The 23,484-nt window shown below is 66.5% G+C and carries 20 protein-coding genes; 10 read left to right on the top strand and 10 right to left on the bottom strand.

Features of this window, described 5'->3' with window-relative positions; translation table 11 throughout:
• Window positions 1-354 precede the first annotated feature (354 nt).
• Window positions 355-1,053, bottom strand: coding sequence for a winged helix-turn-helix transcriptional regulator (locus tag ACFVWG_RS19520; protein ID WP_391544714.1), 699 nt, complete (start codon window positions 1,051-1,053; stop codon window positions 355-357).
• A 294-nt stretch (window positions 1,054-1,347) separates the two neighbouring features.
• On the opposite strand from ACFVWG_RS19520, the gene ACFVWG_RS19515 reads away from it, so the two are divergent.
• On the top strand, window positions 1,348-2,154 hold the full coding sequence (locus ACFVWG_RS19515; protein WP_391544713.1) for an alpha/beta fold hydrolase: 807 nt from the start codon (window positions 1,348-1,350) through the stop codon (window positions 2,152-2,154).
• A 173-nt stretch (window positions 2,155-2,327) separates the two neighbouring features.
• Here ACFVWG_RS19515 and ACFVWG_RS19510 read toward each other — a convergent pair whose 3' ends face one another.
• A complete protein-coding gene (locus ACFVWG_RS19510; protein ID WP_391544712.1) occupies window positions 2,328-3,065 on the bottom strand; it encodes a class I SAM-dependent methyltransferase in 738 nt (245 codons plus the stop codon).
• 110 nt (window positions 3,066-3,175) lie between these two features.
• On the opposite strand from ACFVWG_RS19510, the gene ACFVWG_RS19505 reads away from it, so the two are divergent.
• Both ACFVWG_RS19505 and ACFVWG_RS19500 read left to right on the top strand, forming a co-directional pair.
• Entirely contained in the window at window positions 3,176-4,069 is an 894-nt protein-coding gene (locus ACFVWG_RS19505) for an aminoglycoside phosphotransferase family protein (protein WP_391544711.1), read from the top strand.
• 126 nt (window positions 4,070-4,195) lie between these two features.
• Window positions 4,196-4,798 carry a dihydrofolate reductase family protein gene (locus tag ACFVWG_RS19500; RefSeq protein WP_391544710.1) on the top strand — a complete coding sequence of 201 codons (603 nt, stop codon included), beginning with the start codon at window positions 4,196-4,198 and terminating at the stop codon, window positions 4,796-4,798.
• Here ACFVWG_RS19500 and ACFVWG_RS19495 read toward each other — a convergent pair.
• A complete protein-coding gene (locus ACFVWG_RS19495) occupies window positions 4,767-5,282 on the bottom strand; it encodes a GNAT family N-acetyltransferase (RefSeq protein WP_391544709.1) in 516 nt (171 codons plus the stop codon). The two genes, ACFVWG_RS19500 and ACFVWG_RS19495, sit on opposite strands and share 32 nt — an antisense overlap.
• 70 nt (window positions 5,283-5,352) lie before the next feature.
• Between ACFVWG_RS19495 and ACFVWG_RS19490 the strand changes: the two genes are divergently transcribed.
• On the top strand, window positions 5,353-5,877 hold the full coding sequence (locus ACFVWG_RS19490) for a GNAT family N-acetyltransferase (RefSeq protein WP_391544708.1): 525 nt from the start codon (window positions 5,353-5,355) through the stop codon (window positions 5,875-5,877).
• Here the strand turns inward: ACFVWG_RS19490 and ACFVWG_RS19485 are convergent.
• Window positions 5,855-6,562, bottom strand: coding sequence for a class I SAM-dependent methyltransferase (locus ACFVWG_RS19485; RefSeq protein WP_391544707.1), 708 nt, complete (start codon window positions 6,560-6,562; stop codon window positions 5,855-5,857). The genes ACFVWG_RS19490 and ACFVWG_RS19485 overlap by 23 nt on opposite strands.
• Before the next feature lie 128 nt (window positions 6,563-6,690).
• Here ACFVWG_RS19485 and ACFVWG_RS19480 point away from each other — a divergent pair, with 128 nt between their 5' ends.
• Together ACFVWG_RS19480 and ACFVWG_RS19475 are read left to right on the top strand one after the other, a co-directional pair.
• Entirely contained in the window at window positions 6,691-8,421 is a 1,731-nt protein-coding gene (locus tag ACFVWG_RS19480; RefSeq protein WP_391544706.1) for an ABC transporter ATP-binding protein, read from the top strand.
• The gene (locus ACFVWG_RS19475) at window positions 8,414-10,147 is read left to right on the top strand and encodes an ABC transporter ATP-binding protein (RefSeq protein WP_391544705.1); all 1,734 of its coding nucleotides are present in this window, start codon (window positions 8,414-8,416) and stop codon (window positions 10,145-10,147) included. Before ACFVWG_RS19480 ends, ACFVWG_RS19475 begins: the two co-directional genes overlap by 8 nt.
• 8 nt (window positions 10,148-10,155) lie before the next feature.
• Here the strand turns inward: ACFVWG_RS19475 and ACFVWG_RS19470 are convergent, their stop codons facing one another.
• Window positions 10,156-10,581: a nitroreductase family deazaflavin-dependent oxidoreductase gene (locus tag ACFVWG_RS19470; protein ID WP_391544704.1), complete on the bottom strand. Its 426-nt coding sequence runs from the start codon at window positions 10,579-10,581 to the stop codon at window positions 10,156-10,158.
• Between the two features lie 112 nt (window positions 10,582-10,693).
• Between ACFVWG_RS19470 and ACFVWG_RS19465 the strand changes: the two genes are divergently transcribed.
• Both ACFVWG_RS19465 and ACFVWG_RS19460 read left to right on the top strand, forming a co-directional pair.
• Window positions 10,694-11,209, top strand: coding sequence for a DUF402 domain-containing protein (locus ACFVWG_RS19465; protein WP_391544703.1), 516 nt, complete (start codon window positions 10,694-10,696; stop codon window positions 11,207-11,209).
• 475 nt (window positions 11,210-11,684) lie between these two features.
• The gene (locus tag ACFVWG_RS19460; RefSeq protein ID WP_391544702.1) at window positions 11,685-12,887 is read left to right on the top strand and encodes a S1 family peptidase; all 1,203 of its coding nucleotides are present in this window, start codon (window positions 11,685-11,687) and stop codon (window positions 12,885-12,887) included.
• Window positions 12,888-12,936: 49 nt separating this feature from the next.
• Here the strand turns inward: ACFVWG_RS19460 and ACFVWG_RS19455 are convergent, their stop codons facing one another.
• Both ACFVWG_RS19455 and ACFVWG_RS19450 read right to left on the bottom strand, forming a co-directional pair.
• On the bottom strand, window positions 12,937-13,818 hold the full coding sequence (locus ACFVWG_RS19455) for a hypothetical protein (protein ID WP_391544701.1): 882 nt from the start codon (window positions 13,816-13,818) through the stop codon (window positions 12,937-12,939).
• Between the two features lie 55 nt (window positions 13,819-13,873).
• Window positions 13,874-14,311, bottom strand: coding sequence for a VOC family protein (locus tag ACFVWG_RS19450; protein ID WP_391544700.1), 438 nt, complete (start codon window positions 14,309-14,311; stop codon window positions 13,874-13,876).
• A gap of 231 nt (window positions 14,312-14,542) precedes the next feature.
• On the opposite strand from ACFVWG_RS19450, the gene ACFVWG_RS19445 reads away from it, so the two are divergent.
• Window positions 14,543-15,862 (top strand): LuxR C-terminal-related transcriptional regulator, encoded by a 1,320-nt coding sequence (locus ACFVWG_RS19445; RefSeq protein ID WP_391544699.1) that lies wholly within the window; start codon window positions 14,543-14,545, stop codon window positions 15,860-15,862.
• Here ACFVWG_RS19445 and ACFVWG_RS19440 read toward each other — a convergent pair.
• Complete coding sequence (locus tag ACFVWG_RS19440) at window positions 15,844-16,950, bottom strand: LuxR C-terminal-related transcriptional regulator (protein ID WP_391544698.1); 1,107 nt, start codon at window positions 16,948-16,950, stop codon at window positions 15,844-15,846. The two genes, ACFVWG_RS19445 and ACFVWG_RS19440, sit on opposite strands and share 19 nt — an antisense overlap.
• Before the next feature lie 323 nt (window positions 16,951-17,273).
• Entirely contained in the window at window positions 17,274-18,392 is a 1,119-nt protein-coding gene (locus ACFVWG_RS19435; protein WP_391544697.1) for a hypothetical protein, read from the bottom strand.
• A 137-nt stretch (window positions 18,393-18,529) separates the two neighbouring features.
• On the opposite strand from ACFVWG_RS19435, the gene ACFVWG_RS19430 reads away from it, so the two are divergent.
• Window positions 18,530-19,651, top strand: a complete 1,122-nt coding sequence (locus ACFVWG_RS19430; protein WP_391544696.1) for a tyrosine-type recombinase/integrase — start codon at window positions 18,530-18,532, stop codon at window positions 19,649-19,651.
• Between the two features lie 468 nt (window positions 19,652-20,119).
• On the opposite strand, the gene ACFVWG_RS19425 is transcribed toward ACFVWG_RS19430, so the two are convergent.
• A complete protein-coding gene (locus tag ACFVWG_RS19425; RefSeq protein ID WP_391544695.1) occupies window positions 20,120-23,275 on the bottom strand; it encodes an RHS repeat-associated core domain-containing protein in 3,156 nt (1,051 codons plus the stop codon).
• Between the last annotated feature and the right edge of the window lie 209 nt (window positions 23,276-23,484).

Below are 23,484 nucleotides of genomic sequence, written 5' to 3'. Positions count from 1 at the left end.
CGGAGATCCCCTGAAGTTGACCCTTCTCTGCCCAAATTTTGAGGGGAGAACCGTCAACTTCAACGGAGATCCCCTCACATGGCCACGGGATGGGCCGGCGGTGCCTGGCCACGACTCGGGAGCGGTAGATCACTGACACGCTGGTCGAGCTACGGGTCGCTATCCAAGTGGTGCGTCGTCGTCTCGGCGATGAGTTCCGCGAGCCCGCGGGGTCTGAACTGTCGGCCGGCATAACCTCGCCACCGGTGTCTGGGGTCCGCGGACTGCCGCTCACCCCCGACGACTTCCTGTGCTGACGGCGGGATCCGGGAGTTCGGCGTTCGGTGACCCGGGGCCAGGTGAAACGGGGCCCGGCTACACGGGATCCGGCGGCCCGGGGTCCTGTGGCGCCGGATACCGCACGGCTGCGGGAAAGCAGCGCAGCAGTGCGGCGAGCCGCGCGGTATCGCCTGCCACCTCGGTGTCTGCCCGCTCGACGGCGTCGTGCAGCGCCGCACCGGCGAACACCAGATCGCGCAATGTCGCCGCCTCCGGCACGGTCAGCCACGCATCGGGTTCGGCGTGCTCACCGCGGTCCAACTCGAGGCGTCCGCCCGCAACGGTGATGCGGAACCGGTCGCCCGCGACGTCCAGCTGGCAGCGCAGCGACAGCTCACCTGCCAGTGCCGGATCGAAGGTGGCGCGCAGGGCGAACAGCAGCGCGTCGACGCTCAGTTCCGCCGCGCCGTCCTCGGGCAGCGGTGCGCGGCTGCCCCAGTGGGCGAGCGCGCGGAGCACGGGCTCCAGTTCCTGCCCGCGCTCGGTGAGTTCATACACGGCGGCGGGCGCAGGCGGTCCCAGGCGCCTTCGCCGCACCAGGCCGTCGGCTTCGAGCTCGCGCAACCGCTGCGCGAGGACGTTCTGGCTCATCTGCGGCAGCCCGCGGTGTAGGTCGGAGTAGCGCTTCGGGCCGAAGACCAGCTCTCGCACGACGAGCAACGCCCACCGCTCGCCGACCGCGTTCAGCGCTCGCGCGATGCCGCAGGGGTCGTCGAACAGCCGTTTCTTGCTCATGCACCCGAGTGTACTTGCACAATAGGTGTTCATGCTCCTAACTTAGGAGTATGAACTGTGACCTCCGCCGACGGCACCGTCATCGGCTACACACGGCACGGCGACGGGCCCCTGGGTAGATCCTTGGTCGGCGGCGGTCTCGACGACGGAACGGAGAACGCCCCAAGCCCGGAACTCCCGAAACTGGCCCGAAGTGCAAGTGACGGAGGGGGCAGCCCACGTAACTCAATCCTGGTCGACATGCTCCGACGGTGACGACCACTCATCGAGAAATGGAGAGAAGCAGTGAACGAGATGACACTTCGTGTGACGTCCGCCGACGGTACGAGGATCGCCTACGACCGGAAAGGCACTGGCCCGGCGGTGATCCTCGTCGGCGGCACCCTAGACGACGGCGCTGAGAACGCGCCGCTGGCCCGGCTCCTTGCCAACCACTTCACGGTCTACAACTACGCACGACGCGGCCGGGGCGACAGCGGCAATACACCGCCGTACGCCGTGGCGCGGGAGGTGGAAGACCTCGACGCGCTGATTGCGACAGCCGGCGGCTCAGCTCACTTGTACGGCGCCTCATCTGGCGGCGCCCTCGCGCTGGAGGCAGCAGCGGCAGGTTCGGCGATCGACAAGATCGCGGTGTGGGATGTGCCGTACGTGATCGGGGACGACCTGCTGCCGAGGTTCAACCAGTACCTCGCGGACACCCACGAGGCATACAAAGCCGGCCGCGACGAGGAGATGCTGGAACTGTTCATGAGGCTTACCGGCGGACCCGACGCGGACATCGCGGCTGGCAAACAACACCCGTACTGGGCCTCGTCCGTCGCGCTCGCCCACACGCTCGTCAAGGACGCCATGGTCCTCAATGACTACAAGATCCCCACGAACCGACTTGCCCGCATCACTCAGTCGGTCCTGGTGACCACCGAGGGTCCGATCACCGAGCCCCAGATGGCGGGCCTCCCGACCGACTTCTTCGACCGCGCCGCGAAAGCGATAGCCGCTGCCACCCCCCAGACCGAACGACACACGCTCGACGGGCAGGGACACGTCGTCGCCCCCGAACTCATGGCCCGTGTACTGAAGACGTTCTTCAACCAGTAACCCGTCGACTGATCAGGTCGCGACCGTGGGTCGCTTCGGTCGAGCTTCTCGTGTGTGATCGCCAAGGGACGGGAGTAGTCGCATCTACTTCTACTCCCGTTGATTAAGCGCCGATAAGCGACATTATGTCAACTAGTCCGCTGAGGATGGATCAGTAGGTCGCCGCGGAACCACTACCCCGCCTCGCGTTCGGCGCTGACGATCAGGAAGTTCGGCAGCGCGACGTAGGACTCGATCGCGTCGATTCCGCTGTCTCGTGCGACCTGTGGATCAAGTTTCGGTTCGCACAGTTCAGTCAGGCGACACCCGAGGCTGATGACCTCGTTGAGGTAGGCAGACAGCGGGCGATGAAAGTCGAGTGGATAGCCGCCTGGGATCTCGTACTCGTCCAGATACCGATCGAGCTGGTAATGGCCGTGATCGCGCCACGTCGGGTAGAGATTCTCGAACGCCGGATGAGTGATCGAGAAAACGAACCGGCCGCCCGGCTTCAGTGCGCGGACGCACGCCGCCATCGCCGACTGCCAGGCGGGTATGGCGAGCAGCACCATGCTGCAGACCACCGCATCGAAGGGCTGGCCAACCTCCGGCAACGTCGAGAGATCAGCCTGTACGAACCTGATCCCCTGACGCCGCTCCTGCTCGATCTTCTGAGCACGCGCCAGCAGCGCGGAGGCCGGCTCGACACCAACCACCTCGGCTCCCCCGTCGGCCAACAGCCGGCTGAGATAGCCTTCGCCACTGCCTGCGTCGAGGACTTTCCGGCCGTCGACGTCCCCCAGCATTCGGAGCAGGTTCCCGTTCATCAAGTGGCGCTTGGGAAAGTCACCCTGATCGTCGTACGCCTCAATCGCGTCAGCCGGCATCGCCGACCACGCTGCGATCGCCTCTGAGTTACTGATCGTGGACATGCAGTCACACCTCTCCGACGACAGATAGGCAGGGATAGCCAGGTAACTTACCGCCTCGCGGTCTGATAACCGGGTTGACAGTGGATGCGGCCGGCCCTTCGGATGGGCTTGTGAGACATGCCGACCAGGTCGATATCGACACACCGCTCGTTCGGGAGCTGGTGGCGGCTCAGTTCCCGCAGTGGGCTGCGTTGCCGCTGGAGCCGGTCGACTCCAGCGGAATGGTGAACGCGATCTACCGGCTCGGTTCCGACCTGTCTGTACGGCTGCCGTTCCGCCCCTCGACCGCCGACATAGTGCACCGGGAGCAGGAGAAGCTCGTCGCACTCGCACCGTATCTGCCGGTGGCCATCCCGTCGGTCGAGGCGATCGGCTCCCCCACTGACGCTTACCCAGGCGTGTGGTCCGTCCACCGCTGGCTCACCGGTACGCATCCCGCCGCCGACGCGCTCACAAACCCACGCGGGCTGGCGACGGACCTCGCAGCGTTCGTCGACGCGTTCCGGCGGATCGACCTGCCAGACCGGTCACCGGTGTACCTGGGCGAGCGCCGTACGCGCGATTCGATGCTCTCGATTGACTCGCCGACGCGGAAGGCGATCGGGGATCTGGAGGGCCTGATCGACACTCGCGCAGCGCTGGCGTCATGGGAGGAGTCGCTCGCGGCGCCGTACGACGGGCGCGAGGTGTGGGTGCACTCGGACCTGACGCCGGGCAACCTGCTCGTGTCGGCGGAGGGCCGGCTGACCGCGGTGCTCGACTTCGAGACCTGCGGTGTCGGCGATCCGGCGTGCGATCTGTTTCCTGCGTGGCACCTGCTGCCCGCGACCCTCCGCGACGAGTTCCGTGCGGCGCTGGACGTGGATGACGCGACGTGGCTCCGCGGCCGCGGCCGCGCACTCTCCCAGGCCGTGATCGTGCTGGCAGCCCACCAGGACACCAACCCGGTGAGCGCGAACTACGCGCGGCACGTCATCAGCAAGGTGCTCGCAGCGCCTCGATGAGCTACTCCCCTGCTTCCGGTACGGCGTTGTGTCGTCCAACCGATGAAGTCACCAGATCTGGTGATGACGCGAACCGCTCCCGCAGCGAGAGTTGAGACATCAGCAGGTAAGAGGGAAAGAGGCATCATGGGCAAGGTAGTTGCGCAGGCGAACATGTCGCTCGACGGGTACGTCGCCAAGCAGGACAACAGCATCGGCCGCTTGTTCGACTGGCTGCAGAACGGCGAGGTCGAGATGCCCACGCCGGCGGGAGACTTCGCTCTGCACCTCACTCCCCCGAGCTTGGAACACTTGCAGCAGTGGGTGTCGTCCCTCGGTGCGCTGGTGTGCGGGCGGACGTTGTTCGAGGTGGCCGCGGGTTGGCAGGGTCGCCATACGCTGGACGTGCCCGTTGTCGTGGTGACGCACGAGGTACCCACCGAGTGGGTCGAGGCACATCCCGACGCGCCATTCACGTTCGTGACCGATGGCGTGGCGTCGGCGATCGCTCACGCACAGAAGATCGCTGGGGATCGCGTCGTCACGGTTACCGGTGGCACGATCGCCAAGCAGTGCTTGGAACTGGGGCTGCTCGACGAGGTGGCCGTGGACCTGGTTCCGGTCGTGATGGGCGAGGGCAACCGCCCGTTCTTCGGCAAGCTCTCCGCCGAAGACGTGAAGCTCGGGAATCCGACGGTCTGCGTTCAGGGCGACCAGGTCATCCACCTCGTGTTCCCGGTGGAGCACTAACAGGAGTGGGCAGGTGCACGTAGCCGAGGTAGGCCGCGCCGGCGGGCCCTGGCCGGGAGGTTCCGTCTCGGGTCCAGCCGTGTCGCTCGTAGAACCGGATGGCGCGCGAGTTCCGCTCCCACACGTCGACCTCGCCCACGGCATCAGCGTCGCGTGCGATCGCGATGAAGCGCGCCATCAGAGTGCTACCGACGCCGGTGGACCACTGACCCGGCTCGACGAAGATGCCGGTGAGCCGAACGCGTTTCCGGTACGACGTGCCGACGTCGACCGTGAGCACGCCGACGAGCTCGTCATCGGAGGCGGCGACCAGGACGATGATCCGAGAATCGCCGACCAGCTTGCGCCATCCCTCCCGGTATCCCTCGTCGGGATGTGTCGCGACGTCATGGCCGCCGGCTCGGTAGTACACGGCTCGCGACCGGGCATGCAACTCTGCCAGCGCGTCGGCTTCGCCGGGGTCTGCACTACGAATGTGGAGCACCTCAAACCGGTTGCCGGTAGGGGGCTTTGGGTGCTTGGTTGGCTGCATGTTGTTGCCTACTCCCTCGTTGTTGACCGATCGGCTTCGGTTGCGGCCGTTTGAGGACTCTGATGCGGACGCGCTCTATGCGCTGCACAGCGATGCGACGGTACTGCGGTATTGGGACTCGCCGCCGTGGACGGAGCGTTCGCGGGCTGAGGGGTTTGTCGCGAAGTGCCGGCAGTTGGCTGAGGATGGCGTTGGCGCTCGGCTGGCTGTGGATCGGGCGTCGGATGGCGTGTTCATCGGGTGGTGCAGTCTGACGCAGTGGAATGCGGACTTCCGCAGCGCGGCGCTGGGGTACTGCTTCGGCGAGGCGGCGTGGGGACACGGATACGCGACGGAGACGGCGGGCGCCGTACTGGGGTGGGCCTTCGACACGCTTGATCTGAATCGGGTGCAGGCCGAGTGCGACACCCGCAACGCCGCATCGGCTCGCGTGCTGGAGAAGCTCGGGTTCTTGCGAGAAGGAACCCTCAGAGAAGACTGTGTTGTGAACGGCGACGTCTCCGATTCGTGGGTCTACGGGCTGCTCAGGCGGGACTGGGAGCGCTGAGAACGAAGAAGATGAAGCAGAGGAAGTGCGTCTTGTCCCGCAGATTCTCTGCCAGCAACTCTGGTGGGGTGTCGGTGGAGAACGGTGGCTCGGTGAAGGACGACACAGTGAAGCCGGCCTCCGCGAACGCGTCCGACATCGCGGTCAGCGGGCGATGCCAGTAGGTCAGCTCTGCGGGCTGGCCGTTGAAGGCGTACTCCTCGGTGTGCGGCACGGTCTCGAAGTAGTTGGCCGTCGGCTTCAGCAGCCGGTAGATGATCGGGTGGTTCACCGAGACCAAGAGTCGGCCACCCGGTTTGAGGACGCGCCGCAGTTCGGCGAGCGGCGTCGTCCAGTCCTCGAAGTAGTGCAGCACGAGCGAGGCGATCGCGTCGTCGAACTGAGCGTCGGCGTACGGGAGTGGTTTCGTCAGGTCGGCGACATCCACAACTGCGTCCGGTCCGAGCCGCTCGCGGGCGAGTTCGACCATGCCGGGGCTGCCGTCGAAGGACGTCACGACCGCTCCCCTGGCCTGCAGCTCTGCGGACAATGCTCCGGATCCGCACCCTGCGTCGAGCACGCTGCGACCGGAGACGTCGCCGGCCAGGGCGAGCATCGCGGGGCGTTCGTAGTAGGCGTTCATGAGGCTGGACTCGTTCTCGGTGGCGTAGCTCGCCGCGAAGCTGTCGTAATGATCGGGCCGCAAGACAGCGTCCTTTCACCTAGGTTGGTTCCTCCGACGACAGCCGGGCCGGTTTGGTTCGGCGGTGCCGGTTGCAGCAACCTGCAACCCTGGCTGACCCGGCGGACCCGTGCGCCTGCGAGGATCTGGGGATGGCGAGGCTTCGCGAGTGGCTGGACAGAACGCCGGACACGTGGGCGCCACCGACAGCGAAGGACCTGGCCGGCCCGTTCCGGTTCCTGTTCTGGCTGACGCGGTCGCAAGCGCGCCGGGTCGCGCTCGGGGCGTTCCTCGGCACGGTCTGGATGGTCGGGCTCGCGGTACCGCCGTGGGTGTTGTCGAAGGCGGTCGATGAAGGACTCAGACCACGCGACACCGGCGCACTGGTCAAGTGGGCGCTGGTCCTGCTGGTGGTGAGCGTGTTGATCGCGTCGCTCGCCATCGCGCGGCACCGGACGATGACAAAGATCCGGATGGACGCGTCGTTCCGCTCGGTCCGCGCGACCGTCTGGCACACCTCCCGACTGGGCGCGTCCCTGACGCGTCGCATCAGCGCCGGTGAGGTCGTGACGGTCGGCATCTCCGACGTCTACACGGTCGCGATGGCGCTGACCGTCACCGGCCCGGGCGTCGGTGCAGTCATCGCGTACGGCGTGGTCGCGGTGATCCTCTTCGCCATCTCACCGCTCCTGGCCGCGGTCGTCCTGGCCGGTGTTCCACTGATCGTGGTTGCGGTCGGCCCGTTCCTGCAGCGCATCGAGCGCACCGGCGGTGAGTACCGGGTTCACCAAGGCCGGTTGACGACCCGACTGGTCGACGTACTGGCTGGGCTTCGAGTTCTGAACGGCCTCGGCGGGAAGACGTTCGTCGCCGACCGGTACGGCGAACAGTCGCAGCGCCTGGTTCGTCGCGGCTACCGAGTCGCGGGCCCGGCGAGTTGGGTAGGCGCGTTGTCGACCGGGCTGCCGGCGTTGTTCCTCGCCGCGGTCGTGTGGGTGTCGGCGCGGATGGCGGCGACCGGAGCGATCACGATCGGCGATGTCGTCGCGGTCTACGGGTACGTCGCCGTACTGGTGGTGCCGGTCTCGAACTTCATCGAGGGCGGTGGCGACATCGCACGCGCCCGGGTGGCTGGTCAGCGGATCATCGACCTGCTCAACCTCCCGGTCGCTGAGGATTCCGGTACGGCGCCACTCCCCCACGGCTGTGGTCCGTTGGCCGACGCTGAGTCGGGAGTGATGATTCGTCCCGGGCTGTTGACGGCGTTGGTGGCCGCGCGGCCGGCCGAGACGCTGAGTGTGATCGAGCGGCTCGGCAACGATCCCGGTACGACGTGGGCCGGGGTGCGCGTGAGCGCGGTCAGCCGTGCGGAGTTCCGGCAGCGGTTGGTTGTCGCTGACAACGATGCGGAGCTGTTCGCCGGGACCGTGCGCGGGATTGTGGCCGGTCGGCTGGAGCCTGATGACGAGCTGATCCAGGCGGCGGTTCGGGTCGCGGTGGCTGAGGACGTTGTGGACGCGCTGCCTGATGGTCTGGACTCGGCGGTCTCTGCCGGTGGGAGTGACCTGTCTGGTGGCCAAAGGCAACGGATCCGGCTCGCTCGCGCTGTTTACGCCGCCCCGGATGTACTGCTCGCGGTCGACCCGACTTCCGCGGTTGATGCGAATACGGAGGCGGCCATGATCGACCGGATCCGCGAGGTCCGGCGCGACCGGACGACGGTGATCACGACGACGTCGCCACTGGTAATGGATCGTGCCGACGAGGTGATCGTGCTGGTTGACGGCAAGGTGGCGGCGGTCGGGAAGCACGCCGACCTGCTGCACAGCGATCCCTACTACCGCGAGTTGGTCTCGCGTGCTCAGGATGGCGACGATGAGTAGGCAGATGCCGGTCGCGAGTCCGGCAGAGGTCCGTGCTGCCGCGATGCGGGATCTGGGGGCGGACCGGTGGGCTGTGGTGCGGCTCGTGCTGGTCAACGGGCTTGCGGCTGGAGCCGGTTTGGTCGGGCCGCTGTTGCTGGGCCGGATCATCGACACGATCCAGGCCGGCTCGGGGAACGTGCTCAGTGCGGTTGATCGGCTGGCATTCGGCGCGCTGGTGTTCACCGTCGTACAGATGGTGCTGTCGTGGTGGGCGCTCAAGATCGGGTACCGGTTCGGCGAGCGGACGGCGGCGCGGGTTCGGGAGCGGTTCCTCCTGCGGACGTTGGCGCTGCCGCCTCGGGTTGCCGATCATCTTCCGGCCGGTGATCTGATCGCTCGGGGCAGCACCGACGCGTCGCTCGTCGCGCTGACGTTGCGGTCCGCGGTGCCTGAGGTGCTCGTGGCGGTGGTCCACGCGCTGTTCCTGGTGGTCGCCGTACTCGTCTTGGATCCGCGACTCGGTCTCTGCGGACTGGTGTGCTTGGTCGGTGTTGGCGCCGCGGTGCGGTGGTACATGCGGCGCGCGCGGCCGGTCTACTTAGCTGTGGCCGCGACCGGTGCGGAGGTCGCCGGTGTCGTCGCCAGCAACGCCAAGGGGGCTCGGACGATCGAGCTGCTCGCGCTGGAGGAGCGCCGTACCGAGGTCTCCGAAGCTGCCATCGCCGAGTCTCGGTCCGCTCGGCTCGGGGCTCTGTGGTTGCGGACGGTGCTGTTCCCGTGGTCGGAGATCGCACTGGCGCTGCCGGTGGTCGGAGTACTGCTGGTCGGCTTCACGCTGTACACGAGGGATCTGGTCACCCTCGGAGTCGTCATTACTGCGACGGTCTATCTCCGCCAGCTCGTCGGTCCGCTCGACACCCTGATGCTCTGGATCGAACAGCTGCAGGGGGCCGGAGCGTCGTACGCGCGCGTTGAAGGTCTGGCGGATGTCCCCACGGCCGAGTCGCACGTCACCCCGGTGGCGGAGAACACCGGTGATCGCATCCGGGTGGAGAACGCGCACTACAGCTACACCGGTGCGCGCGACGTCCTGCGCGGGATCGACCTGGTGGTGCAGCCCGGCGAGCGCCTGGCCATCGTCGGCACCTCCGGCGCGGGCAAGTCAACGCTCGCGCGGCTGCTCGCTGGTCTCGACCGCCCGCACACCGGCTCGGTGACGATCGGCGGTACGGCGGTTGTCGATCTGCCGCCGGATCAGCTCCGCGAGCACGTCGTACTGATCACGCAGGACCATCACGTCTTCCACGACACGCTGCGCGACAACCTCCTGATCGCGAAGCCGACCGCCACCGACGAGGACCTGTACGCCGCTCTGTCGGTGGTCGGTGTGGATTGGCTCGACGACCTCCCCGACGGGCTGGACACCGAGCTCGACCTCGACGATGCGAGCGCTCAGCAACTGTCACTCGCCCGCGTCGTCCTGGCTGACCCGCACACCCTCATCCTCGACGAGGCCACGGCGCTGCTTGATCCCAAGACGGCTCGCCAGACAGAACAGTCGCTGGGCGCCGTTCTCGAGGGGCGGACCGTCATCGCGATCGCCCACCGCCTGCAGACGGCCCACGACGCCGACCGGATAGCCGTCATGGATGCCGGCCGACTCGTCGAGCTCGGCACCCATGACGACCTCGTCACCGCGAACGGCCCTTACGGCCGCCTCTGGCGCACGTGGCACGCCCAATGATGCGGAACCTACTTGCGGTGCAGCACGACGACCGGGATGAGCCGGTCGGTCTTCTTCTGGTACTCGGCGAAGTTCGGCATCTTGTCGGAGATGTGCTTGTAGAGCCGCGCCCGCTCCTCGCCTTCGGTCAACGCCTCGGCGGTGACCTCGAGGGTGTCCGGACCGAACTCGATCGTGGTCTCGGGGTTGGCCAGCAGGTTGTGGTACCACGCCGGGTTCTCCGGCGTGCCGCCCTTGGACGCGATGATGAACAGCTTGCCGTCGACCTCGTCGTACGCGAGCGGCGTCACTCGCTCGGTGCCGGTCTTCGCGCCGACGTGATGCAGCAGCACGATCGGGCCGCCGGCAAACGGCTCGATGGTCACGGTTCCGTTGTTGGCACGGAAGTCGGCAATGATCTTCTGGTTGAAGTCATTCATATCGAACTCGGGCACTGAGTAGTCCTCTCGGGAGCGGTCGGCGGCCAAGGAAATGGCAGCCACCTGATCGGTAACACTCCCGCGGTGCCCTTTCATGCCCGCACGGTTGCCCAAAGGAGCATGTGCCATGGAACACATCGAGGTCCTGCACCGAACTGGCCAGCGGTGTCCTGGCCGCCGGCTCGGCGAGGTTGCTGCCTACGACCTCCCGATCCTGCCCCAGTGGCAGGTCGCCGGGCACCCGACTGTCGATCGCGCGTACCTCCTGCTTGACCAGGGCATCCAACTGATCCGGACCGTGACGTTCGAGGGGCCGCTCATCGGCTGGTGGTACGTCGATGTGGTGGAGATCGAGGAGACCGACGGCGGCCTGGTCGTCCACGACCTGTACGTCGACTTCCTCGTGCCGCCCGGCGCTGCGCGCTACCACGTACTCGACCTGGACGAGCTCGGTGAAGCCCTCACGCAAGGCGCCATCACGCCGGCTCAATGCGCGGCCGCCATGAGTAACGCACAAGCCTTTATCGAGCAGCACCTGCGTGGTGAGGAGAAGGGTTCCATCGATCCGCCGCGGCAGTTTCCGCCGGAGGCGATCGCCGCGCTCGAGCGACTTCCTTCGTTCTTCGAGGGGCCGGTTGGTTAATGGGTCAGGGTCGGCGTCCAGCCAGTGTGGGGAGGATATGGGACCGATTCGGGGGGCGAATCCTCCCCAGATCCCGTTCCGGGCCGGGCAAACTCTCCCCAAACCGGTTTGGGGAGCCACCGCGCGACAGCCGCCAGCCAAAGCAGCACTCCGCCCACCCGACCCAACGCGCTCACCTAACAGTGATGATCCGGAGACCACGCCCGCAGTTCTTTCGGACGTCAACGCGGGGCGGGCTGCTTAACACCGCCGCCGACCCACTAACCAACCGGCCTTGGGGTGAACCCTTGATTCGCGGGGTTCAACGATTGTTCACCCTCGGTCGATGGGTGGTTGACGCAGGGTGAACCGAAGGTTTGCCCTTGTGCGACCCTGCGGGTCTGGGTGACGGCTTGTAAGGACGTTCTGTTACCGACAACGATTCCCAACATCGTGGCCCTGAGGCAGGCCACCCCAGAGGAATCGGATGTGAGTTATGCGCTTCCCGCCCCGCCCCCGGAAGTCCATTGCTGGTGCAGTTCTCGCTCTTGGACTCGGTGCCGCCGCCCTGGCGCCGATGCAGAGTGCGACGAGTGCGCCGGTCCCCTCCCCCGTCGATGGTGTGTACGACGTACTCGGCAAGAGCTGGGGTGTCAGCCCGGCCGAGGCGAAGGTGCGGCTCGACGGCGAGCACACCAAGGCTTCTGCGTTCGAGTCCGCGAAGGGCCAGTTGGATGGCGCGTTCTTCAACGCTGACCGGCAGCTTGTGGTGAACGTGCACTCGGCGAAGGCTGCCGACGTCGCTCGTGCGCAGGGCCTGTCGCCGCGCACCGTGGCTCGTGGTGAGAAGGCGCTGGCCAAGCTGCAGACTCAGGTGCAGGCGCTGGCTGACAAGTCGGGCTCGCTGCAGGTTCAGTCGATCGGTGCCGATCTGCCGACCGACCGGCTGCAGGTGGTGCTCCAGCCGGGCAAGCAGTCGGCGAAGACTGTTGCCTTGGTCAAGCAGTTGAAGGCGATCCCGGGAGTCGACGTCAGCAGCAACGACACCACCTTGACGATGACCGCCGACGTGATCGGCGGCCAGATCATGGACCTGGTGCCGGGCACGAACTGCTCGCTCGGCTTCTCCGGGACGCGGAACGGCGGCGACAACGTGATGCTCAGCGCGGGTCACTGTGTCGAGGGCAACCCGATGGTGCAGAACAGTTCCGCCGTCCGGCTCGGTGTCGGGGTGGCGAGCCGGTTCCGGACCGGGTCGCCGAGCGTCGACATGGGGTTGATGGACATCGACTCCAACAACGTCGGCCGCGGCTACATCGACAACCGCAACGGTCAGACCACGCGCGTCACCGGTTCGTCGAAGGCTCCGGTCGGCTCGACGATCTGCAAGGCCGGTAACACCACCGGGTGGACCTGCGGCACGATCTCGCAGTACAACCTGACCGTCAACTACGGCAGCCCGAGCGGCGCGGTCACCCGCACCAGCGGTCTGGCCCGTTCGACCGTCTGCACCGAGGGCGGCGACTCGGGTGGGGCCTACATCTCCGGCACCCTCGCCCAGGGCATGACGTCTGGCGGCCCGAGCGACGGCCACGACTGTGGCTTCAACCAGGGCAGCAATGCCACCGGCTCCTACTCGTTCTACCAGCCGGTCGTCGACGCCGCCCAGTACTACGGCGTCACCCTCACCCTCGGCTGATCCATCAGCCAGTGCGCTCCCTCTCGCCGGCGCCGGTGAGAGGGAGCGTTCATGCGACGGTGCCTATCCAGTCGCCGGGCAGCGGGTCAGGGAGGAACGCGACGAAGATCAGATCGTCGGAGTCCGGTCGCAGCGGGTCGAACAGGACCAGGGCAGTGTCCGCGGTGGGGATGCTGGAGCGGTTCTCGGCGCGGCGGGTGACCCAGCGATCCGTGCCTTGGAGGTCGGTGAACTTCACCACGACGTCGGCGCCCACGACGGATCGCTGACCCTGATCATTCTGTGAGGTCCGGATGGAGACGTTGGTGATGGCGCCGGTGACCTTGCGGCCCGCGGTGAGCAGACGGTTCCGGTCGGCGATTTGCTGACGCAGGCGGCGGTTGTGCTTGAGGGCATAGAGAGTGACGAGCACGGCGATGATGATCAGGAGTGCCGGGAGCCAGAGATTGGCGCGGTACATCACCCAGCCGAAAGCGCTCCAGGGCTCGTCGTCCTGGAAGACCGGATCGACCTTGGTGCCGACGGCGAGCGGGGTGGTCCAGGTCGTGGTGTGCACGAGGAGGCCCACGGCGACGAGCCAGACCACGGCCACCGTCTGCCGGATCGGTTGCTTCTCGCCGCCGCTGTAAGCGTCGACCAGGTATCTGGTGGTGGCGCCCGCAATGATCAGTCCGAAGATGCCGCCGAAGATCAGGACCGGCATCGTTGCCGGCCCCAGGAATCCGTCGATGCCCGGATCGTTGTCGGAGAAGCTGCTGTCGATGACTCCGGCCCGGAGCAGGTTGACCATGGTTCCGATGGCCATTCCGGCGAAGAACGCGGCGCCTGACTGAATGAACCCTGCAACGATCGCCCAGACCAGGAACTTCGGCTGGCCTTGCCTGCTCAGCCGCTGCGCCCGACGCGCCGCGATCGGATCTACTGTGCTCACGGTCTCCCCCTGGTCCCCAGTACCGAGAGAGCAGACTATCTGGCTGAAGAGTTGATCAGCTCAGCTCCTGGGCGAGTCCGATGAGGATGCCTTCGGGGCCGCGGATGTAGCAGAGCCGGTAGCTGTCTCCGAACTGCGTTACCGAGCCGACCACCTCGGCGCCGTACGGGCGTAGGCGGGTCACGGTATCGTCGATGTCGTCGACGGTGAACATCACCCGATGCATGCCGAGCGTGTTGTGCGGCGGGTTGTCCGGTGCCGGCAGGGCGACGGGATGCCGGTACTGCGCGAGCTCGAACCGGCCCGAGCCGTCGGGGGTCCGCAGCATCGCGACGTCGCAGACGACGCCGTCGAGTCCGACGCATTGGTCTGCCCAGGGACCCTCCACCTGAGTGGTGCCCTCGACCTCCATCCCGAGTTCGGTGAAGAAGGTGATGGCGGCATCCAGGTCGCCGACCACGATGCCGACGTTGTCCATCCGCTGAATCGTCACGGTAGTTCTCCGTTTCGTTGCTTGTACCCCTGGGACGAAGCCACCGCGACGTCCTCGACATGCCGGGGCAGCTGACTCTGTTCGGCGCTCAGGGTGAGCGTGCACACCTGTCCGCAACCCATAACTGACAACTCTGTGGTTGCACCGTATGGACTCTGGGTGATCGACAGGCGAGGATCGGCGATCTGGGAGCGTTTCCAGCGCCCGGTGAGCGCAACGGGGGAACTGGGGATGAACTATCTGACCGACAGCAACCGACGGCGGGACGCGATCGTGGCGGCCGGCGCGGATCCGCAGCGCCTGCGTGCCGACGAACTGGAACCGCTCGTGTACGCCGTGGGCGGTGCGACCGACGACCCGGCTCTGGCCGCGCCGTCGGCAGCCGCGTTGCTGCGGCATCTGTTCGCGGTCAACCAGAAGCGCGACCGTGAACCCGCGGTCGCCGCAGCGCTCATGACGCTGGACTCCCCGCCGACCAGTCCGGCGTCGATGCTGCGGGCGCTACTGGTGCTCCTGTACGCCGAGGAGTTCGCGCAGGCCGAGTCCCGCCTCCGCACGATGCTGGCCGCTGGCGAGGTCAGCCCGGTGTTCGCGATGCTGCTGGCCCGGATCGTTGCCTGCCAGGGCCGCAGCCGGGAGGCGGCCGAGCTACTCGACACTCTCCTCGACGGTGACCTGCGGGCTGATCTGACCCCGGCCGCGGTCGCCTGGCGCGTCTCCGCGCTGGTCGACCTCGGCGAACTTGAGCAGGCCAACGAGTTGCTGCGTCTCCACGGGTACGACCACGAGCTGGTCGACGTACCGGACCGTCCTGAGCTGCTCGCTGCTCGCGGTGCGTTGCACCTGGCCGAGGGGCGCTTCGGACTCGCGTACGACGACTACTCCGCCTGTGGCCGGGAGCTGACCGCGTGGGCCGTGGTGAACCCCGCAGTGGCCAACTGGCGTGCGTACGCCGCTTTGTGCGCACACATGACGCGCCGGAACTGGCTGGCGAAGACACTGGCGAGTGACGAGGTCGTAGCCGCTCGCGCCTGGGGCGGACGCCGTACCAGCGGGATTGCGCTGCAGATCTCGGCCCGGCTCGCCCCTGACGAGCAGGCCCGAGTGGAGCGGCTGGAGAGCGCGGACAGCGAGCTGGCCGACAGCGGTGCGCTGCTCGAACAGATCCGGGTCAAGTACGAACTCGCCGTACTGCGGGCTGAGCGCAGCGACGACGCGGCAGCACTCGCACTGCTCGGTACGGCGCGGGCGCTGGCTGACGAGGTCGGAAACGACCTGTGGCGCGACCGGATCGTCGCAGCGATCAACCAGCTCGAGGGAGCGCCCGGACCGGCGCGGCTGACCCCGCAGGAGCTGGCCGTTGCGCGAGAGGTTCAGCCAGGGCGCACCAACCGGCAGATCGCCGAGCACCTGTGTCTGACGGTCCGGACGATCGAGTTCCACCTGTCGTCGGTCTACCGCAAGCTCGGCATCTCCGGACGCCGGGAGCTGCAGCCGGCCATCCTGCTCACGCAGGAAGGCCGGCGGCGCCTTCAGCCCATCATCTGGTAGAGCTCCGCGCGCCCCGAGATCCCCAACCGCCGGTACGCCGCTGAGAGGTGGAACTCGACCGCCCGCACGGACAGGTTGAGCTGGGAAGCGATGAGCCGGTTGGTGGAACCGGCGCGGGCCAGGCTGGTCACCCGGAGCTGCTGCCTGGTCAGCGTCGGGTGGGGCCGGCGGCCCTGGAGCCGGTGCGTCGCAGAGTCGATGCGCTTGGCCCAGTGCGACCGCGCGTCCTGCCGGGCCAGCTCAGAGGCTCGGGCCAGGCGTTGCCGGGCGGCGAGTGCGTCGCCCTTGGCGGCCAGGTGAGTGGCTGTCCGGAACAGGACCGGCACCAGTTCACTGCGGGCGTCGGCGATCTCCAGCAAGTCAATGGCTTCACCGAGCAGCGCAGGCGTCTGCTGGTCATCACGAACCATCGCGTGGGCATGGAGCGCCCAACCGATCTGGCGAGGAGCGCCCCAGCGCATCGCGAGCAACAGCTCCTCGTCTGCGAGCCGAGCAGCAAACTCCGGCCGAACTGCCGCAAGGGCGAGCGCTGCGCGCGATCGCCAAGAGGTGACCGCCGGGTTCTCGATCGGCCCGTTGGCCGGCGGGCGGCCGCTCTCGATGAAGTCGGCTACCGCCTGGTGCGTCGCGCCGAGCGCGAGTTGCAGCTGCCCGCGAGCGGTGAGCAACGTGCCACGCCCTGGGAGCCCGGATGAGATGGTGCCGTCGAGGCGCCGGCTCTGGAGCAGTTGCTGTGCGCCCTTCGCCTCCCCCAGATCGAGCATCGCCTCGATCGTCCAGGCCGTGCGAATCGCGACCAGCCGATCGACCGACGCCGGTAGCGAGTAGGCCGCGAGCGCCTGGTTCACCTGGCCGCGGAGGAAGTGCGTGCGGGCCCGGACCAGAGTGATGCCCTCGAGGGCTTCCTGGGACGTCCGCGGATGTTCGGCCAGCCACAGGCAGTGCTGGTCGGCCCGGCGGAGTTCACCCGCGGAAATGAGCGCATAGAGCGCGCTCCACAGCCGCCAGGGTGATTCGAAGCATTCTGTCTCCGCCAGTGCGTCGAGTGCCCGGCGTACTGTCCGCTCCCTTCCTTGGCCAATTCTCACGGTTTTCCATGCTGTCGCCGAGATATTCCCCAGGTGGTTACTCATACGTCGGCTAGACCTCACTTCGGGTGCTGCAGTGGGCGGCAGAGCACAGTGATCGCGCTCTCACAGCTGAGCGTGACAAAGCCCGACAATGTCTGTCAAGGTTCGCGATTGCGCAGCATATTTGTGCCTTTGCGCAAAACCCGGGAAATCACGAAAATGCGTGCCGATTCGTCAGTCAGCGACGAACGGGCACGCATTTCCGGGAAGTAGGTATCGGCACACGTAATCGACTGATCACCTGCGGCGTAGGCTCATGATCAGTCACTCATCGCAGTCGGTCAAGCACTCAACTCTTCCGTCGCGATGACCGGTTCAGAACGGGCGACGAGCTGCTCGCGCAGGGCCTCGGTGGTCTGCTCGGCCGCTCGCTGGGCGGACGCGGCAGCGGCGACGCGGTCAGCAGCTGCCTGCCTGATATCGGCCAACTGGGCCTGGTGATCGGAGCGCAGCTGATCGCGATCGGCACGGTGCTCGGTGCGCAAGGCTTCGAGCTCGCCACGGTGCTGATCGCGCAGTTCACGCAGCTCAGCGCGGAGCTGGTCCGCAGTGTGCTGAGCGGTCTGGCGCTCGGACTCGGCCGTGGCTTGAGCGATCCGGGCGACTTCTACCTCGGTCCGCGTCTGCTGGATCTGGAGCTCTGCAGCTGACTGGATCTCGGCGATTCGCCGCTCGGTCTCCAGGCGCAGCTCTTCGGCGTGTGCCGTGGCGGCTTCCTGCGCGGCCGTCGCCTCGGCGCGGGCCTGCTCCACATCGGCGGCAGCGCTCTCGCGAGCTGTGACAGCGTCCTGCCGGGCCTTCTCCGCCGCGGTCAGCGCGGCCAATGCTTCTGCGCGGGCGGATTCGAGCTCCTCGATCGCGTCCTGGGCGGCGGCATCAGCCTCCTCCCGGGCATCTTCGGCATCAGCGGCTTGCTGCTCGGCCTGGCGCCGGCGGTGCTCTTCCTCGCCGCGTTGCCGCTCGACCTCGGCCACCTGGGCTCGCGACGACGCCTGCAGTTGCTCCACCTCGGCAGCCACGGCTTCAGCATCGCCGTACGCGCGAACTGCTGCAGTGATCCCGGTCAGGAACTCCTGTAGCTGATCGAGTCGCCGGGGCAGCTCCAGCATCTGATTCTCGAGCGTTGTCCTGGCGGTCGTCACCGGCCCGGCCGGCAGTGGCGGTATCGACCCCGCTCCCCCGGCGGCGCGCTCAGGACGTCTCTCAGCGGCCTTCTTAGCCGACCAAGCGGTCGCCTTGTTGTGGACGACCAGCTTCCCGTCGATCCCAGGGCTTTCCAGGCCGCAGTACTTCGGAGGCCGGCCCGAAGCTCCGGCGTCTGCCAGCTTCGGATTCGGGCAGTTCACGCCAGGGAACTCGCACAGTCCGCCGCGGGCCTGTTCAGTTTCGGTCGCCGTCATGAACGTCATCCTATCTTACTTTCGTCATTACGTTCATGGTTACGTTAGTTTAGTTACGTCAGATATGACTGAACGATGAGAACTAAATAGAACCTGGATAGAGCGCATAATCCCCGTTATGCGCTAGGATCTGCGCTGTGGACGATGAGCGCGGGACCGCCCTGGAACGACGCAACGAGCTCGCCGAAAAAGAGCCCCTGCCAGATCGGGCGACCGAAGCCGCCGTACGACGCTCCCTGGGTGCCCAGCGTCCACTAGGAGCCGAGCGCTCGGCAGAACCCGTCGATCGGCTAGATCTGCTGGCCGCTGCCCTGACACCGGAGCTGACCGCGCTCTCCGTGCTGTGGCTGGGCGGGACGCGCCGAGCGAGCACCCAGACGCGGATCGCGTACGCCGACGACCTCCTGCTGTGGGCCGAATGGGCGCGTCGCGAGCTCGGCCGGGACCGCTTCGCGCTCGATCTGCACCGCGCCGAGGTGACGATGTGGTTGTCGCAGCAGCAAGATGCCGGCGTTACGCAGTCCTCGATCGCGCGCCGGCTGTCGACGCTCTCGAGCCTCTACCGGTACGCCGCCAGTTGGGGTCTGCAGGTGGTCTCCCCCATCTCCGACGACGACCACCGCCCGAAGTTCCACCGCGGCCGCCGCGCGACCTCCGCCCGGGTGCTGCAGGCAGACGACATCTCAGCCATCCTCGCTGCCGCCACCGACGTGCGGGACGCACTCGTCGTCGGCCTGCTCTTCACCGGGGCACTCCGCGTCTCCGAGCTCTGCGCCGCCGACGACAAAGACCGCCAGGACGAAGGCCGACGTACCTGGCTCGTCATCACGCGCAAAGGCGGCGCATCCGTCCGCGTCCCCCTCGAGACCACAGTCGCCGAGCTCCTCGACCTGTACGTCGCCATCCGCCCACCGTGGACCGGGACCGGCCCAGCACCTCTCGTCGCAGACGCCTCCGGCAGTCGCCTCGACCGCCACGACGTCACCCGGCTACTACGCCGTCTCGCCAAGAACGCCGGCATTCCCCGCCCTGAGAAGGTCACTCCGCACTCGCTGCGCGCCACCGCCATCACCGATCAGAAGCGCCGCGGCCTCAACGCCGAAGACATCCAGGAGTTGTCCGGCCACGCCGACGTCCGCACCGTGATGATCTACATCGACGACGACGGCCGCGCCGAACGCGTCTCCGCCATCACCGACGACCTCGGCCGGGTCATGCGAGCCGTCCCCCGCCACCTCCGCCGTGCCGCACATGGCTGAGGGCCTCTCGCCTGCGGAGACGCTAGCGACCGCAGAGACCTCATCGCCCGCGATCGAGAGGTTCCGCAAGCGCGACAGCGGATTCACGGCCTTCGTGTGCCACCGATGAGAAGACACTCCCGGGCGGACAGTCAGCAGTGAGTCACCGGGCCCTCGTAACGAAAGGCCACGACCAGCGCGGTCGTGGCCTTTCGTCAGGCGTGGTGATCAAGTCGCAAGGAACTGACTGATCCGTACGATCCGGTGAGGCTCAGACTGTGACTGTCCTGGGCGAAGAGGCCTAGCGCCCTCGCGGATGCTGTCCAGCAAGGAAGACGGCGATCACGCCTGGAAGAGTGGCGACTGCAGCGGGCAGGAACAAAGCCATCACCTCGCCGCGTGACAGGCCTAAATAGACTCCCACTGCAACGAGCGCAGCTAAACCGACCAGGGCGAAGATGAGTACCACGCCCTGCTGCCAACGTCCGATCACAACCTTGAACCAATCGCGTAGATGATGCCTGCTGCTGCGCCGATAGTAACGCCGATACCTGCGCCCACCCCCGCTCCTTCCCAGCAACCGGCCGGGATCGTCAGCACACAGCCCACGCCTGCCCCGATCCCAGCGCCGGCACCCGAGAAGTTTGCGATGTCTCCCATGTAGTCGCTGAGATCATCGTCGTCTTCGTCATCGCGGCCCGTCGGATCGATGTAATTGCAGGGGTTGCCTCCGGCGTAGGCGTAGCGGCTAGCCGCGTCGGGCCGGAACAACTGGCTGAGCTGGTCTTGGGCGGTCCAGTTCGAGGTGGTGGTGTCGTGGAAGCGGACGCCGTGTTTGAGCCAGCCGGTCTGGTCGTCGAGCAGACCCTGGGTGTAGCGCAGTGGATTGCTGGCTGCTGAGGTCCCGGTAGCGGAGGTCTGCTGGCCGGAGGGGTCGTAGGTGTACGTGGCAGTTACCGCACCGGCGGCGTTGGTGAGGCCGACGGGCGAGCCTTGGTTGTCGAGGGCGTAGTAGTCGACACCAGCGCTGGTGGTGAGTGCGATGGGTGTGCCACTGGGGTCGGTGTCGAGGTAGCTGGTCTGGCCGTTCTTGGTGAACGACTCCATCGTCGGCACACCGTTGCGGTCACTGCGCCCGTACACGTACGACGTGCTGGCAGTACCAGTAGTGGTCGAGACGAGCTCGTTCTGGTCACCACCGCCCCAGACGTAGTTCGTCACGGCCGAGTTGTTAGTGCGCGTCATCGTCTGCCCGGCGGCGTTGTAGGTGAGCGTGCCCTGGTTCGGGTCAGTGGTCCGGTTACCCGAAGCGTCATGGGCGTAGCCGGATGTCGAGATCTGGTTACCCGAGTTGTAGGTCAGGGTCTGGGTTGTGGTGCCGTCGACCTTGGCGGTGAGGCGGTTGCCGGCCTTGTCGTAGGTGTAAGCGTAGGAGTGGCCGTTGTGGTTCGAGACGGCGGTGAGCCGGTTCGAGGTGTCGTAGATGTAATCCGACCGCGCACCGGTGAGGTTGTTGGTCGACCACTTGATCAGCCCGGTGTCAGTGCTTGCCGAGGCCGAGGGGCAGGACTGGCCTGCGACGTACAGCGAGTAGCAAAAGCCGGTGTCGTAAACCTTGGTCGCGTCGTTGGAAGCCCGCGAGGTCCAGGTACGCGAGATCCGGCCGGACTTGTCGAAGGTGGTCTTGGTGTGCGCAGCGAACGTGGTGTGTGCGGTGTTGGTGTTGAACCAAGCGTCGGTGCGTTTGCCGTTGTCGTCGTAGCCGAACGCGGTCTTCTGCCCGTTCGGGGTCGTCATCTCCACGACCTGGTTCGCCTTGTCGTACACGTAGTTGGTGGTGCCGCGGGCGTCGGTTTTCGACGTCAGATTCCCGGCCTTGTCATACCCATAGGCCAGCGTGCCGCCACCGGCCGACGAGGTGCGGGAGGTGACGCGGTTCTGGGCGTCGTAGGTCCACGTCGTCGTACCGGAAGCGTCGCCGCGGACCGTGACGTTACCGGCGCGGTCGTAAGTGAACGCGACGTCCGGGGTGGTGTCGGAGTACTGGATCGTCTTTACCCGGTCGGCGCGGTCGTAGGCGTAGATGGTGCGCAGCCCGCGCCCGTCGCGGACGGAGTGCAGCCGTCCGAAGCCGTCGTAGTCGACGACGATCGCGGCCAGTGACGAAGCGGTCGGCGGGGTGATGCCGGTGATCTGGTGGTCGGTGTTGCGGCTGTAGCTGGTGACGTTGTTGCGCGGGTCTGTGGAGGTGTCCAGGGTCCCATCGGGGTTGTAAGTCACCGTAGACGTCGAAGTCGCCGACGAGTTCGCCGACGTGAGCTGGTTGCCGGCGCCGTCGTAGGTGAACAGCTTGTTGTTGCCCTGGCCGTCCTTGCCACCTGAGGGCAGGAACTTCGCGGCGCCGGTGTTCGCGTACGCCGCAGTCGCCTTGGCTCCGGTCGCGGCCGTGACGTCGGTCAGGGACTCGCCGCCGTTGACACTCGGGTCGTGCCCGAAAGTCGTGACACCACCGGTACCGCTGGTCGAGGTCGCGGTGTCGTTGAGCGGCGTATAGGTCTTGGACCGGACCCGGTTCAACGGATCGACGACCTTCGTCACGAGCTCTTGGACGTTCAGCGTGTAGTACGTCTGCGGACCGTCCGCGGGATTGGTCGCTGTGTTGTTAGGGTCCGCGACGTAGGTCTCGCCGCTGGAATAGTAGGTGAAGCGAGTCGCCGCGCCACCGGCAGGGTTGTCCTGGGTGACCTTCTTGACCCGATGCGACGAGTCGTACTGGAACGCGGTCTGCTTGCCCTCGCCATTGGTGATCGTGACCAGGTCACCGGTCGTCGCGTCGTACCCAAAGCTGGTGGGTTTATCGGTCGGATCCGAGATCTTCGTCAGCTTGCCGTTCGTATAGGTGTAGTCGACATCGCGCGGGGTGCCGTCGTCACCGGCCTGAGCGATCGTGACCACATTGCCCGACCACGTGAAGTTCGCCGTCTTCGCACCAGCCGCGCCGCGGGTCGAGACGACCTGGGACAACTTGCCCGACGTGTAGGTGAAGCTCGTGGTCTGGTCGTTGCGATCCTTGACCGACAGCAGAGTTCCCGCTGTGTTGAACGTCGATACCTCGTTGCTCGTATGATCGGTCACGGTCCAGCCTGAGCTGGTCTTGACCATCGCGACCTTGAACCCCACCGGCGGCGTGTACGTCGTCGACGTCGCCGCCTGGAACAAGCCCTCACGACCCTCTGGCGCCAGATACAGCACCGAGTTGTCGCTGTTGACGACCAGCTTCGTGTCCTGACCGACCCGCATCGCCCAACCAGCACCGGCCGAACCCGACGGCAACGCCGCACCCGAAACCAGCCGCAGGCTGTTGAACACCAACCCAAGCTGCACGTCATTCTGGATCCCCGGCAGTGCGAGATCCGACGTCGTTACCAGCAAGTTCCCGGTCGCGACATCGACCGATGCTGACACCTTGTCCGAGATGGAGAACGGCACTCGAGTCGCCGATGGCCGAGGCCCGGTGAACTGTGCCGTTTGTACTGCAGACACCGCGGCATGCGCCGGTGTCATCACCAATCCGGTGCACAACAACATCAATACCGTACCCGCCGCCGTACCGGCAGCGCGCAGGCGTGAACGCTCCACAGACATGCAGAACCCCCAGCGAGAAAAAGACCCCACTCAAAGCCTCACTGCTGAAGCCGAGCAGAGACCGTAACCCTCACACGCCAACCATCCACCGTCTACCGGCCAAGGCCGAAAAACAATTGCAACAACCTGCAACCGGGTCCAGGCGCCGCTCGAGACCACGGTTGCTGAGCTGCTCGACCTCTACGTCGCGCTCAGACCAGCATGGACCG

This window comes from Kribbella sp. NPDC058245, assembly GCF_042882005.1.
Taxonomy (GTDB): domain Bacteria; phylum Actinomycetota; class Actinomycetes; order Propionibacteriales; family Kribbellaceae; genus Kribbella.
This window is presented reverse-complemented; position numbering and strand designations above follow the sequence as displayed.

What these genes read in the sequence shown, in the direction of transcription:
- ACFVWG_RS19520 (WP_391544714.1), bottom strand. Translation starts at nt 1,053, where the DNA reads ATGAGCAAGAAACGGCTGTTCGACGACCCCTGCGGCATCGCGCGAGCG.
- ACFVWG_RS19515 (WP_391544713.1), top strand. Translation starts at nt 1,348, where the DNA reads ATGACACTTCGTGTGACGTCCGCCGACGGTACGAGGATCGCCTACGAC.
- ACFVWG_RS19510 (WP_391544712.1), bottom strand. Translation starts at nt 3,065, where the DNA reads ATGTCCACGATCAGTAACTCAGAGGCGATCGCAGCGTGGTCGGCGATG.
- ACFVWG_RS19500 (WP_391544710.1), top strand. Translation starts at nt 4,196, where the DNA reads ATGGGCAAGGTAGTTGCGCAGGCGAACATGTCGCTCGACGGGTACGTC.
- ACFVWG_RS19480 (WP_391544706.1), top strand. Translation starts at nt 6,691, where the DNA reads ATGGCGAGGCTTCGCGAGTGGCTGGACAGAACGCCGGACACGTGGGCG.
- ACFVWG_RS19475 (WP_391544705.1), top strand. Translation starts at nt 8,414, where the DNA reads ATGAGTAGGCAGATGCCGGTCGCGAGTCCGGCAGAGGTCCGTGCTGCC.
- ACFVWG_RS19465 (WP_391544703.1), top strand. Translation starts at nt 10,694, where the DNA reads ATGGAACACATCGAGGTCCTGCACCGAACTGGCCAGCGGTGTCCTGGC.
- ACFVWG_RS19460 (WP_391544702.1), top strand. Translation starts at nt 11,685, where the DNA reads ATGCGCTTCCCGCCCCGCCCCCGGAAGTCCATTGCTGGTGCAGTTCTC.
- ACFVWG_RS19445 (WP_391544699.1), top strand. Translation starts at nt 14,543, where the DNA reads ATGAACTATCTGACCGACAGCAACCGACGGCGGGACGCGATCGTGGCG.
- ACFVWG_RS19435 (WP_391544697.1), bottom strand. Translation starts at nt 18,392, where the DNA reads ATGACGGCGACCGAAACTGAACAGGCCCGCGGCGGACTGTGCGAGTTC.
- ACFVWG_RS19425 (WP_391544695.1), bottom strand. Translation starts at nt 23,275, where the DNA reads ATGTCTGTGGAGCGTTCACGCCTGCGCGCTGCCGGTACGGCGGCGGGT.